This is a genomic window from Streptomyces sp. NPDC048484, from assembly GCF_040651415.1.
Lineage (GTDB): Bacteria > Actinomycetota > Actinomycetes > Streptomycetales > Streptomycetaceae > Streptomyces.
On sequence record NZ_JBEZJY010000010.1, the window covers coordinates 100,083 to 112,214 of the forward strand.

General features: G+C 69.7%; 10 protein-coding genes and 1 tRNA gene. 4 read left to right on the plus strand and 7 right to left on the minus strand.

Annotated features, from left to right (window positions below; all coding sequences use genetic code 11):
• Positions 1 to 58: 58 nt before the first annotated feature.
• Complete coding sequence (locus tag AB0D14_RS12605) at positions 59 to 1,510, minus strand: aminopeptidase P family protein (RefSeq protein WP_362777851.1); 1,452 nt, start codon at positions 1,508 to 1,510, stop codon at positions 59 to 61.
• 158 nt (positions 1,511 to 1,668) lie between these two features.
• Complete coding sequence (locus AB0D14_RS12610; protein WP_362777618.1) at positions 1,669 to 3,180, minus strand: PP2C family protein-serine/threonine phosphatase; 1,512 nt, start codon at positions 3,178 to 3,180, stop codon at positions 1,669 to 1,671.
• Between the two features lie 462 nt (positions 3,181 to 3,642).
• Between AB0D14_RS12610 and AB0D14_RS12615 the strand changes: the two genes are divergently transcribed.
• Positions 3,643 to 4,308 carry a bifunctional DNA primase/polymerase gene (locus AB0D14_RS12615; protein ID WP_362777621.1) on the plus strand — a complete coding sequence of 222 codons (666 nt, stop codon included), beginning with the start codon at positions 3,643 to 3,645 and terminating at the stop codon, positions 4,306 to 4,308.
• Between the two features lie 107 nt (positions 4,309 to 4,415).
• Positions 4,416 to 5,111 carry a hypothetical protein gene (locus AB0D14_RS12620; protein WP_362777624.1) on the plus strand — a complete coding sequence of 232 codons (696 nt, stop codon included), beginning with the start codon at positions 4,416 to 4,418 and terminating at the stop codon, positions 5,109 to 5,111.
• A 243-nt stretch (positions 5,112 to 5,354) separates the two neighbouring features.
• Here the strand turns inward: AB0D14_RS12620 and AB0D14_RS12625 are convergent, their stop codons facing one another.
• The 3 genes from AB0D14_RS12625 to AB0D14_RS12635 all read right to left on the minus strand — a co-directional run bounded on the left by AB0D14_RS12625 (position 5,355) and on the right by AB0D14_RS12635 (position 8,240).
• The gene (locus AB0D14_RS12625; protein WP_362777627.1) at positions 5,355 to 6,344 is read right to left on the minus strand and encodes a DUF5926 family protein; all 990 of its coding nucleotides are present in this window, start codon (positions 6,342 to 6,344) and stop codon (positions 5,355 to 5,357) included.
• Positions 6,345 to 6,646: 302 nt separating this feature from the next.
• Positions 6,647 to 7,204 (minus strand): ATP-binding protein, encoded by a 558-nt coding sequence (locus AB0D14_RS12630; protein ID WP_362777630.1) that lies wholly within the window; start codon positions 7,202 to 7,204, stop codon positions 6,647 to 6,649.
• A 223-nt stretch (positions 7,205 to 7,427) separates the two neighbouring features.
• Positions 7,428 to 8,240, minus strand: a complete 813-nt coding sequence (locus tag AB0D14_RS12635; RefSeq protein WP_362777632.1) for a glycerophosphodiester phosphodiesterase — start codon at positions 8,238 to 8,240, stop codon at positions 7,428 to 7,430.
• A gap of 279 nt (positions 8,241 to 8,519) precedes the next feature.
• Here AB0D14_RS12635 and AB0D14_RS12640 point away from each other — a divergent pair, with 279 nt between their 5' ends.
• Together AB0D14_RS12640 and AB0D14_RS12645 are read left to right on the plus strand one after the other, a co-directional pair.
• Positions 8,520 to 10,049 (plus strand): trypsin-like peptidase domain-containing protein, encoded by a 1,530-nt coding sequence (locus tag AB0D14_RS12640; RefSeq protein ID WP_362777634.1) that lies wholly within the window; start codon positions 8,520 to 8,522, stop codon positions 10,047 to 10,049.
• A gap of 41 nt (positions 10,050 to 10,090) precedes the next feature.
• Positions 10,091 to 10,177: transfer RNA gene (locus AB0D14_RS12645), tRNA-Ser, on the plus strand.
• Between the two features lie 155 nt (positions 10,178 to 10,332).
• Here the strand turns inward: AB0D14_RS12645 and AB0D14_RS12650 are convergent.
• Both AB0D14_RS12650 and AB0D14_RS12655 read right to left on the minus strand, forming a co-directional pair.
• Positions 10,333 to 11,724: a site-specific integrase gene (locus AB0D14_RS12650; RefSeq protein ID WP_362777636.1), complete on the minus strand. Its 1,392-nt coding sequence runs from the start codon at positions 11,722 to 11,724 to the stop codon at positions 10,333 to 10,335.
• Positions 11,725 to 11,799: 75 nt separating this feature from the next.
• Positions 11,800 to 11,991, minus strand: coding sequence for a helix-turn-helix domain-containing protein (locus AB0D14_RS12655; RefSeq protein WP_362777638.1), 192 nt, complete (start codon positions 11,989 to 11,991; stop codon positions 11,800 to 11,802).
• Positions 11,992 to 12,132 lie beyond the last annotated feature (141 nt).

Here is a 12,132-nt window from a genome sequence, read left to right on the forward strand (position 1 = left end):
TTGAGCAGCCCGTGAGCAGCCCTTGAGCAGTCCTTCAGTAGCTCTCGTCAGCTCTTCATCAGCTCTTCAGCGACGCCATCCACGCCTCGACCTCGTCCGACCGGCGAGGAAGCCCGGCCGACAGGTTCCGGTTCCCGTCCTCCGTGACGAGGATGTCGTCCTCGATGCGGACGCCGATGCCCCGGTACTCCTCCGGCACGGTCAGGTCGTCCGCCTGGAAGTACAGCCCCGGCTCGACGGTGAGGCACATGCCCGGCTCCAGCGTGCCGTCCACGTACGTCTCCGTCCGCGCGGTCGCGCAGTCGTGCACGTCCAGGCCGAGCATGTGACCGGTGCCGTGCAGCGTCCAGCGGCGCTGCAGCCCCAGTTCCAGAACCCGCTCGACCGGGCCCTCGACGAGCCCCCACTCGACGAGCTTCTCGGCCAGCACGCGCTGGGAGGCGTCATGGAAGTCGCGGTACTTGGCGCCCGGCTGCACGGCCGCGATGCCGGCCTCCTGGGCCTCGTACACGGCGTCGTAGATCTTCTTCTGGATCTCCGAGTACGTGCCGTTGACCGGCAGGGTGCGCGTGACGTCGGCGGTGTAGAGCGTGTGCGTCTCCACGCCCGCGTCCAGCAGAAGCAGGTCCCCGGAGCGCACCGGACCGTCGTTGCGCACCCAGTGCAGCGTGCACGCGTGCGGTCCCGCCGCGCAGATCGAGCCGTAGCCGATGTCGTTGCCCTCGACCCGCGCGCGCAGGAAGAACGTGCCTTCGATGTAGCGCTCGCTGGTGGCCTCGGCCCTGTCCAGGACCCGTACGACGTCCTCGAAGCCGCGTACGGTCGAGTCGACCGCCTTCTGCAGTTCGCCGGCCTCGAACTCGTCCTTGACCAGCCGGGCCTCGGAGAGGAAGACCCGCAGTTCGGCGTCGCGCTCGGCGGTGACCTTGTCGGTGAGCGCCGACTCGACACCGGCGTCGTAACCGCGCACGACCCGGACCGGGCCGGTCGCCTCGCGCAGCTTGTCGGCGAGTTCACGGACGTCCGAGGCGGGGATGCCGTACAGCTGTTCGGCCTCGGTCAGGGAGTGGCGGCGGCCGACCCAGAGCTCGCCCTGGCCGTTGAGCCAGAACTCGCCGTTCTCGCGGTCGGAGCGCGGCAGCAGGTAGATCGTGGCCTTGTGGCCGCCCGAGGTCGGCTCCAGCACCAGGACGCCGTCCTCGGTGAGGTTGCCGGTCAGGTACGCGTACTCGACCGAGGCACGGAAGGGGTACTCCGTGTCGTTCGAGCGGGTCTTCAGGTTCCCCGCGGGGACGACGAGGCGCTCGCCGGGAAAGCGTGCGGAAAGTGCGGCACGGCGGGCGGCGGTGTGCGTGGCCTGCGCGATCGGCTCCAGGCCGTGCAGCTCGGTGTCGGCCCAGCCGGACTTCATGCTCTCGGCCAGCTCGTCCGACACGCCCGGGTACAGGCCGTTCTTGCGCTGCTTGATGGGCGCTTCTTCATCCGCCTGGTCGGCGGCATCGTCAAGCACGACTTCCGGGGTCTCCGGGTTGAGCGCCTCCGACACGATCTGCCTCCTCGATACGACTCTGGACGCCTTCCATCGTACGGTCGTACGGAAGGACGCCCAGGGCCGGAAGCCCTGATGACGAGCGGCTCATCCGGGAGGTACTCCGGGAGGTACGCGGCTCACTCGAACCGGGCCGCGAGGAGCACCACGTCCTCCTCGCTGTCGGCGTCGTCGCGGCCGTCCGGCAGCATGCTCCGCAGGACATGGTCGGCGACGGTGCCCGGGTCGTCGCGCAGTGCCCTGGGAACGCTCGCGGCGGCCGCGTGCAGCCGCGAGAAGGCCCGGTCCATGGGATCGCCGGTACGGTGCAGCAGCCCGTCCGTGTAGAGCAGAACCGTCTCTCCTGCCTCCGCCTGGAACTCCACGCTGGGCGCCTCCCAGCAGGCGAGCATCCCCAGCGGGGCAGAGAGCGACGTCTCCACGTACTCGGTGCGCCGCTCGCTGATCACCAGCGGCGGGCTGTGCCCGGCCCCGGCCAGCGTGATCTTGCGCAGAGCGGGCTCGCAGTACGCGAACAGGGCGGTGGCGGAGCGGGCCGGCTCGGTGAGCCGCAGCAGCAGTTCGAGGTCGGACAGGACGGCGACCGGGTCCTCGCCCTCCATCACCGCGTACGCCCGCAGGGAGGCCCTCAGACGGCCCATCGCCGCGACGGCGCTGGGGCCCGACCCCGTGACGGACCCGACCGCGAGGCCGAGCGCGGCGTCGGGCAGCGGAAGGGCGTCGTACCAGTCGCCGCCGCCGCGCGGCCCCGTGCGGCGGCGGGCGGCGAGCTGGACACCGGAGACACGGGGCAGCCGGGAGGGAAGCAGTTCCTCCGAGATGGTCGTCATGCACGCGCGCGTGCGCTCCAGTTCCACCAGGCGGGCCAGGTGCTCGGCCGCGTACCCCGTGTAGAGGCCGACCAGGTGGCGCTGCCGCTCGACCGGCTCGGCCGGCTCGTCGTAGAGCCATACGGCGGCGCCCAGGCGGCCCGCCGCCTCCGTGGACAGCGGCAGCGCGTAGCTCGCGGCATAGCCGAGCCGGGCGGCCACCTCACGGTGTCGAGGGTCGAGCCCGTCCTCGGAGAGAAGGTCGGGCTGGGCGATCTCGCCCTCACCCCCGGGAAGCCCGTCGAGGATCTTGCCGTACGACATGGAGCTGCGCGGGACGGTCTCGATGTGCCCGAGATCGGCCCGGGCGAGTCCCAGTCCGATCGTCGTGTCCGGGCCGAGTCCGTCGCCCGGTTCCAGCACCACGAGGCCGCGCCGGGCGCCCACGAGGGCGGCTCCGGCGCGCAGCAGTTCCTGGAGTGCGTCCGTCAGCGAGGCGGTGCGGGCCAGTCGCTCGGTGAGTTCGTGCAGAGTGGTGAGATCGGAGACCCAGCCTGCGAGTCTGTCCTGGAGGACGGCACCGGGGGCGTGTGCGGAAGTGGCCGCTGGGGAATCTGTGGTGGCACGTGTAGGCGCGACAGTGTGTGCGGGCGATGGAACCGTTGAATCGATTCCAGCCACTTTCGGGAGGTGAGGGGCGTTCATGGCGTCCGGCTTTCCGACCGGTGCGTATTGCTCAAAAGCATCGCAAACCCCCATGTCATTCTGCGCCGCTGGCAGTGTCTCCACATGTACACGCACTCGTAAGGGGATGTCCAGCATTGTCCTGCTGGGATTCCTGGTGTCCGTGGGACCACTGCGGAAATGTAAAGTTGGCTTAAAACTGACTCGAGTCACGGTGCATTGCGGTCGACTGGCATTGTTCGACGGAGCGTCACAGCGGTTGTGATGGGTACGTACTCGGTGAAGACCAGGTGCGGTTGGGATTCTTCCGGAACCTGGCGACGGACCCGGGCGTCTTAACCACCGACGACCGTGCCCCATCCTCCCGTGGCGGAGGCGGCGAGAAATACGCGGGACAGCAAACGCCAGGCGCCGCCACCCCACGCCATGCCCGTGCTTTGGACAGACGCAGTGTGGACGCGGACGCAGCCAACGCTCGGCCCACAGGGGTTCCCCTTGTCTCTGACGAGGGTGTGATGCGCCAGTAGGTACGCACAGTGAAGTGATCGACACATGGTGTGATGTGGTTCCTCGGCGTTCAACGGAAAGGAACGAGCGCACATGCGCGAGATCCTCGGAAGGCGACGCAGGCTCCTGTCCAGGCGAAATGACGGGAGGCCTGAGATGCTCAGCGCGGCCCTGACCTTCGCGACCGCTTGGCAGTGGCCCGTACTCCCGGGCGTGGCCCCGGACCCGCAGGGGCGGGCCCGGTGCGCGTGCCCCGACCCGGAGTGCACGGTGCCAGGTGCCCATCCCTTCGACCCCGGCCTGCTCGCGGCCACCACCGACGAGCGCATGGCGCGCTGGTGGTGGACGAACCGGCCAACGGCACCGATCATCCTCGCCACCGGAGGAAAGGCCCCGTGCGCGGTGAGCCTGCCGGCCCTGGCCGCCTCCCGTGCGCTCGCCGCGCTCGACCACATGGGGATGCGCCTCGGCCCCGTGATCGCGTCCCCGACGCGCTGGGCGCTGCTCGTGAAGCCGTACTCCCTGGAGCAGCTGGGTGAGCTGCTCTACGCCAAGGACTACGTGCCGGGCTCACTGCGCTTCCATGGAGAGGGCGGTTACGTGGCCCTTCCCCCGTCCCGGACCGGTCAGGGCGAGATCCGCTGGGAGCGGGCTCCGCTGCCCGACTCGGCCGCCCCCTGGGTGCCCGATGTGGAGGCCGTGGTGGACGCCGTGGTGGAGGCTCTCACTCGTACGGGTGTGAGTGCCCCCGAGTTGTAGGGGACTCGGGCGCGCGGCGAACCGCGCGCCCGTCCTCGCTCGTTATCGTCCCTTTTATGCTCCGTCACTCCAGGGAACGACCCCGGGACCCCCGAAATGTCCGCCTGATGGTGCTGACAGGCATCGTCGTCCTCACGGTCGTGCTGCCACTGGCCGTGGCCTCCGCGGGGCCGACGGGCGGCGAGGCTCCCGCATCCGCACACCAGCCCGAGAAGACATCGGATGACACCGCACGCGCCTCGGGCCGCCGTGCTTCCCCCGGGGAGCGTGCCTCGGACGAGCACGCCTCCGGTGATCGTGACGCCAGTGACCGGGGCCGCGGTGGTCGGGGCCCCGGTGGTCGTGGCGCCGAGGGGCATGTCTCCGGCGAGGCGCCGGTCTCCGGTCGCGCCGACGGCAGGGCGCCCAAGGCGGGCTCCGCGGAGCCCAGGAGCCCCCTGACGCTCGGTGTGGGGCTCGCCACCGCCGCCCGCTGCGGACCGGAATCCACCTCCCCAGACGGCGTCGAGGCACAGACCTGCGTGCTGACGCAGGGGCGGGAGACCTGGGCGCGTACCTACTACCGCAACGCGACCGGTGACGACCTCACGTCCGTGCTGACTCTCATGGCGCCCGGCGATCGCACCGTGCGGATGCACTGCGCGGTCGCCGAGGACGATGAGCCGGGGGCGTGCGAGACGCCGCGGGAGCGCACGGTCGGCGAGGCGTCGGCTTACACCGCGGTCGCGGAGTTCGCGGACGGGGCCGACGGACCGCTGCTGCTGCGCTCGGGGAGCAACTCGCCTGCGCAGACCGTGCGTTGAGGACATCGCCGACGGCGGTCCCGCATCAGGGCATGAAAAGACCCGGTTGCTGGCGACGGGGGATGCACCAGCAACCGGGCTACTCGAACGGTAACAAGAGATCTGTGGTTCGCAAATTCGATCTCGGCTATTCAGACACCGATTCGCTTGTCACGAGCGGGAGTTGTGACAGGAGTCACCCGCTCCGCACACCTGTCCCCCGGCTGGCCGGTTGGCCGGCCGGGGGCGGGCGTACGCCGGGCGTCAGCTGAGTGTGACCTGGCGGTTGGTGAGGCCGCCGCGTGCCCGGCGCTCGTCCGCACTGAGCGGTGTGTCCGTGGCCAGCGCGGCGGCGAGCCGCTCGGCGAACTCGGACGCGGGCTTCTCGACGTCCTCCGCCGTGACGCCCGTCGGCAGGTCCCAGACCGGGACGGTGAGGCCATGGGCGCGGAAGGAGCCCACCAGGCGGGTGCCCTCCCCGAGGCTCGACCGGCCGGCCGCGTGCAGCCGCGAGAGCGCGTCCAGAAGCTGCTCCTCAGGGTGCGGCATGACCCAGCGCAGGTGGTTCTTGTCCGGCGTCTCGCACCAGTACGCCGCGTCGACGCCGGCGAGCTTCACCGTCGGGATGGCGGCGGCGTTGGCGCGCTCCAGGGAGGCGGTCACCTCCGTGGTCGCGTTCTGCGCGTCCGGAACCCAGAATTCGAAGCCCGGATGCACAACTGGCTCGAACGCGCCTTCGGGGTCGAGCAGGTCCTGCAGGCGCACCCCGTCGCTCGGGGCGCGTCGGCCCTGCACCGGGGTGCCGGGCTCCGCGGTGAGCGCGCGCTGGAGCGTGTCGGCCAGGTCGCGGCTGATGTCACCGGACGCCGTGTCGTTCTGCAGGCCGATGAGGACCGAACCGTCTTCGCGGCGCAGCGCCGGCCAGGCCATCGGCAGCACCGTCGCGAGCGTGACCGACGGGACGCCCTCCGGAAGGGGCTCCTTCAGATGCAGCTCGACAGTGGCCGCGGGCACCAGCTCGCGCAGCGCGATCCAGTCGCCCTCGCCCGGCAGCCCCTCGAAGGGCCGCTGCACCAGCTCGGTCACGGCGTGCGCGGCGGCGCGCCCGTGACAGGCCTTGTAGCGGCGGCCGCTGCCGCATGGGCAGGGCTCGCGTGCTCCGACCACCGGCACGTGTCCGTCAGCGCCGGCGGAGCGGGCCCCATCCTGCGGCTGCGGCTGCTTGGCCTTCGTCTGGGGTCGCTTCTTGGCCATCGTGGATGTCTCCCGGTTACGGCTCGATTCGTACGGGCGCGAGCCTAGCCGTTCGTGCGAAGACCCACGGGACCCTGTGGACAACGTGCCGGGTCTTACGCGGAGCGGCGCTTCGGTTCGTCCCGGAACCGGCACTTCCGTCTGCTTCGGCCCTCGGTTCCGGTCCTCGCCATCGGGCCCCGCGGTCGGCCTTCGGTTTCGGCCTTTTGGCTTTCGGTCCGCTGACTCGGCTCACTTCGGGTCGGCTGCCGCAGGCCACTTCGGGTCCGCTGGCGCAGGCCGCTTCAGTTCAGTCCAGGCCTTCAGTCCAGGCCTCTTCGGTCCAGGCCGTCGAAGGTGTCCCCGAAGCCCAGGTCGGGTATCGCGGACACGGCGGGCGCGGTGACCCGTGCGGCGAAATCGTCGCGGCGGCGCGCGGTGTGCGCGGCCTTGTGCACGACCACCCACACGGTGACCTCGCCGCGGGCGTCGTCCCGGACACCCCAGTCGTCGGCCAGCGCCGTGATGATGTTCAGCCCGCGACCACCGCGCGCGGTGACCGAAGGCGTGGCCGGAACCGGGCGGGTCGGACCGCCGCCGTCCGTCACCTCGACGGTGAGCCTGCCGGTCGGTTCGACGCGCCAGGCGGCCCGGACGTCGCCGTCCCCCGACAGAGCGTCACCCAGCGGCCTGCCGTGCCGGCAGGCGTTGCTCAGTAGTTCGGAAAGGATCAGTACGGCATCGTCGATGACTGTTTCCGCGACGCCTCCGGTGCGCAGTTGATCCCGCATCCGGTGTCTTGCTTCGCCTACGCCCGCAGGGCCATGGGGTACGGCCATGCTCGACGACGTGGGCACCTCCTGTGCCACCACCAACGCCACCCCCGAGACCTCCTTTGCCCCACGCCACGGTGTGGATGCCCTCCTGGACTGAGCCGGAAACCGGCCAGCGCACGTGCAGTGGCGCACTCGTAACGATCGAATACGGTTCGAACGCGCCGGAGCACTCCCTGTAACCGAGTGGCTTGAAATCGATGGCCTGGCCGAAACGGGACATCCGTGGACGGAACGTGTGGGGTCCGTGAGATCTGTGCGAACCGTGGTTTCAGCGGCCCAACTGGCGCAATACCGCCCGCGGGCGGTTGGTGATGATGGCGTCGACGCCCAGCCCGACGCAGAGATCGACGTCCTGGGACTCGTTCACCGTCCATACGTGAACCTGGTTGCCGGCCCCCTTCAGGCGCTCGATGTACGCCGGGTGGCTGCGCACGATCCGCAGGGAGGGGCCGGCGATCCGGACGCCCGGGGGCAGCCGCCCGTCGCGCAGCCGGGGTGAGACGAACTGCATCAGATAGACCGTCGGCAGTGTCGGGGACGCTGCGCGGACGCGCTGCAGGGAGCGTGCGGAGAAACTCATGACGCGTACGGGCGACTCGGCGGCCGAGGGCGGTGCGTCGAGACCGAAGCGCTTCAGGAGGATCAGCAGGCGCTCCTCGACCTGGCCGGCCCAGCGCGTGGGGTGCTTCGTCTCGATGGCGAGCCGTACGGGGCGGCCGGCGTCGGCCACGAGTTCGAGCAGGCGTTCCAGCGTGAGGACGGACTGCTGCTCCCAGGAGGGGGGTCGCTGCTGCTCCCAGTCGGGTGCCTCGTCGCGGTTCTTCCAGGAGCCGAAGTCCAGGGTGGCGAGATCCGCGAGCTCCAGGGCCGAGACGGCACCGCGGCCGTTGGAAGTGCGGTTGACGCGACGGTCGTGGACGCAGACGAGATGCCCGTCCGCGGTCAGCCGTACATCGCACTCAAGGGCGTCGGCCCCGTCCTCGATCGCCTTCTCGTACGCGGCCAGGGTGTGCTCGGGGGCCTCTTCGGAGGCCCCGCGGTGGGCGACGACCTGGGTGGGGTGCTGTCGTGCGTGGGTCACCGCGTCATGGTGCCACCGCAACGGGGTAGGCGTGCGGTCGGCGGCGCGGAACAGACAGTGGTTTTGTCAGACGTGTCCTATATAAGCAAAGATCTCGGAGTCACAGGTGGCGCTTATGGCGCCCTGACGTCCCGTGGGAAAAGCTGACGGCATACAAAAGCACATGCATAGCTGAATCGTGCCGGTTCCCGAACGCGCGTGAATGAAGCACTGAACACACGCGATCGAGCATGACCGAATGCGAACTGACTGAACAGCCGCGGATCGAGAGGAAGAGCTGTGAGCACCGAGAACGAGGGCACTGCAGTACCCCCGGCCCCGTCTGCACCTCCTGTGCCGGTGGACACTTCCGCTGCTTCCACGCCTCCGGAGCAGGCGGTTGCGCCGGGAGCGGGCCACGCGGATCCCCAACAGGGCACGGCTCACCCCCAGGGGCCGGGCACGTTCCAGGGAGACGCGCCGACGGCCACCTTGCCTCCCGGGGCTCCCGAAAACGCCGCCCCCGCTCCTGAGGCGGGTGCCTGGCCTCCTCCTCCGCCGACCACGCCCCCCTACGGGACCGGCGGCGAAGGCGCTTCCAGCCCGTACGCGGGTGCAGGCGACGCCGGCTCCGGTGCGTACGGGAGCGGGGGCGAAGGCGGCCCCGGGGACGTGTGGGGTTCCTCGTATCAGCAGCCCGCTCCCAGGCCGAAGTCCGGCGGGCGCGGCGGTCTGGTCGCCGCGGTCCTCGTGGCCGCGCTGATCGCGGGCGGCGTGGGCGGTGGCATCGGCTACTGGGCGGCGGACCGCAACGACGACTCCTCGGATTCGACGACGGTCTCCGCGTCCCAGAGCGGCGGCGACCTCAAGCGCGACGCGGGCACGATCGCGAACGTGGCCGCCACGGCGCTGCCGAGCACGGTCACCATCGAGGCCGAGGGCAGCAACGGCGAGGGCGGCACGGGCACCGGATTCGTCTTCGACACGCAGGGCCACATCCTCACGAACAACCACGTGGTGGCCCAGGCGGTCGAGAGCGGCAAGCTGTCGGCCACCTTCTCGAACGGCAAGAAGTACGGCGCCGAGGTGGTCGGCCACGCCCAGGGCTACGACGTCGCGGTCATCAAGCTCAAGAACGCGCCGGACAACCTCAAGCCGCTGCCGCTCGGCAACTCGGAAAAGATCGCCGTCGGCGACTCGACCATCGCGATCGGCGCTCCGTTCGGGCTTTCGAACACGGTGACCACGGGCATCATCAGCGCCAAGAACCGCCCGGTGGCCTCCAGCGACGGCAGCTCCAGCAGCAAGGCCTCGTACATGAGCGCCCTGCAGACCGACGCCTCGATCAACCCGGGCAACTCCGGCGGCCCGCTCCTGGACGCCAAGGGCGCGGTGATCGGCATCAACTCCGCGATCCAGTCCTCGAGCGGCGGCATGGGCGGCACGAGCCAGTCGGGCTCCATCGGCCTGGGCTTCGCGATCCCGATCAACCAGGCGAAGACCGTCGCCCAGCAGCTCATCAAGACCGGCAAGCCCGTCTATCCCGTCATCGGTGCCTCCGTCTCCCTGGAGGAGGGCACGGGCGCGAAGATCACCGAAAACGGTGCGAGCGGCGACGCGGTCACCCCGAACGGTCCCGCCGACAAGGCCGGCCTCAAGCCCGGAGACGTCATCACCAAGCTCGACGACCGGGTGATCGACAGCGGCCCGACCCTCATCGGCGAGATCTGGACCCACCAGCCCGGCGACAAGGTCAAGCTCACCTACACCCGCGACGGCAAGCAGGGGACGGCCGAAGTCACCCTGGGGCAGCGCGAGGGCGACAGCTGACCCGTTACTCTTGTTCCCGCGCCGATCTTTCAGCGGCGCGGGGTGGGTTGCCCGAGCGGCCTAAGGGAACGGTCTTGAAAACCGTCGTCGCAGCGATGTGACCGTGGGTTCAAATCCCACACCCACCGCGCAGGTCAGAAGCTACGCAGGTCAGAAGGGGTGCCACTCTCCGGAGCGGCACCCCTTCTGTGTTCAGCCTGTCTCACCCTGACTCGCGTTGTCCCACCTTTGACCAGTGCGTACGGCCAACCTGTGGCCAAGCGACAGGCGCCATAAGACCTGGTCAGGCACCCTCGGCCAGCGCGGCATCAATCATCTGGTTCGACGCTGCCTGCTGACCGCGAAGGATCTTCGCGTAGAACCGCCACAGCACCGCCGGACTGTGACCGGCACGCCGCGCGACTTCCACGGGGTCGACTCCGGCCTTGATCCACAGCGAGACCCCCGAGTGCCGGAGGGCGTACGGCACGTCCGCGAGGGGCGTTGCCGCCTCCTCGGCGGTGAGCGCAGCCGTACGGGCCCCCTGCCACAGCTTGGTGTACTCAGTGGACCGGACACGGCCACCACGAGCCGCGCGGAAGAGCCGCCCGTCTTCCGCCGTGCCGAACTCGTCCAGATGCGCACGCAGCATCGCGACCAGCGCGGGCGGGATCGGCACGGGACGCGTGGCCTTTCGGGCCCGCCGCTTCAACCCGCGTTCCTCGAACGAGCGGCCGTCATCGGTCCACCCCGAACCGACTTCCGGGCGGCTCTGCGTGAGCACCAATTCGCCCCAACCTTCGACGGGCAACTTGCAGTTTCGCCGCATGAGAGAGGCGACTTCGGACGGTCGCATGGCGGCGTAGTAGAGGCACCCGAAGAACGCGTAGAGGTGCGGGCCACGACCGCCACCATCGCGTACGGCCTCGATCAATCGTCGCGCTTGCTGGGGTTCCGGCACGTACTGAAAGTCCACCTCGTCAGTGGTGTCCGGCGACGCCCAGTCGATCCGTCCGAGGGGGTTCGAGGGAAGTACCTCCCGCTCCACGGCGTACCGCATGGCGTTGCTAAAGACCATGCGCTTTCGCCTCACGGTGTTGTCCGCCGCACGCTTCCCGTCCAGTCGCTTGGACAGGGCGGTCAGGGCTCGGCGGATGTTGTCCGACTCGGCTACATCGATCACCTTCATCGAGGCGCCGGCCACCCAGTCCAGGGCACTGCGGACGTCGCGCGGAACGTCGTGAGCGGTGTCTTTCAGAGCCTGATGCTCCCCGTTGTCCGTGAGCGTCGCCCTGAAAGCCCACCCCTGAAGAGCACCGCGCAGGACGGCCGTATCCGGTGCACCTCGGGAGGTGGACACGAGCGCCACCGTCAGGGCCGTCAGCGCTTCCGCGATGCCAGCGCGGTGTTTGGCAGACGAGTTGGGCCACTTCACGAGCGCGTACGCACACGCGTGCTCGTACCAGGTGGGAGACGTCGTCTCCCGCAGCTCCGATACGGGAAGCCCTGTGGCGACGTCGAATGCCTCGCCATCGCGAGCCGCCGTGACGAGTTGAGAGCGGCGCGCGTCCGCGAGCGTCTTCGTGGCAAAGGGTTCCTGGTGAACCTTGCTCGCCACGGTCCAACGGACCTGGAAGGGCGCAGTCTTGCTGTTGCGGCGTCGGATGCCCCAGACGCGCACGTTGTAGCTCTTCACTGATCACCTCATGACGGAGGGGGCCGCCGGAAGCGGCCCCCTCGTTGGATGTCGGGATGCGTGTGATGCGTCGCGTCAAGCGATGGCGCGTTCCTCGCAGGCCGCCCACCAGGCGTCCAGATCCGCGCGGTTCACGCGGAGTTCGCCGTTGGGGAGCTTCTGGAGGCGGGGCGCCTTGCCGCGTGCGCGCATGCGGTAGAACGCCGCGCGGCTCATGTCGATCTCTTTGAGGACTTCACGGAGCTTGAGCATCTGGGGGCGTGCCACGGTGCGACTCCTTGGCGAAGCGGTCGTGTTGGGGCGGGGGCTCTGGACCCCCCTCTCAGAAGTCCGCTACATCCGCTACACCGCTACATCGCAGGTCAGCGGGCGGTTTTTTGTAGCGGAGAGGTCGCGTGTAGCGGCTAC

Excerpts from the sequence above, each read along its gene's own strand:
- AB0D14_RS12610 (WP_362777618.1), bottom strand. The coding sequence starts at position 3,180 with ATGCTGGACATCCCCTTACGAGTGCGTGTACATGTGGAGACACTGCCA.
- AB0D14_RS12615 (WP_362777621.1), top strand. The coding sequence starts at position 3,643 with ATGCGCGAGATCCTCGGAAGGCGACGCAGGCTCCTGTCCAGGCGAAAT.
- AB0D14_RS12620 (WP_362777624.1), top strand. The coding sequence starts at position 4,416 with ATGGTGCTGACAGGCATCGTCGTCCTCACGGTCGTGCTGCCACTGGCC.
- AB0D14_RS12625 (WP_362777627.1), bottom strand. The coding sequence starts at position 6,344 with ATGGCCAAGAAGCGACCCCAGACGAAGGCCAAGCAGCCGCAGCCGCAG.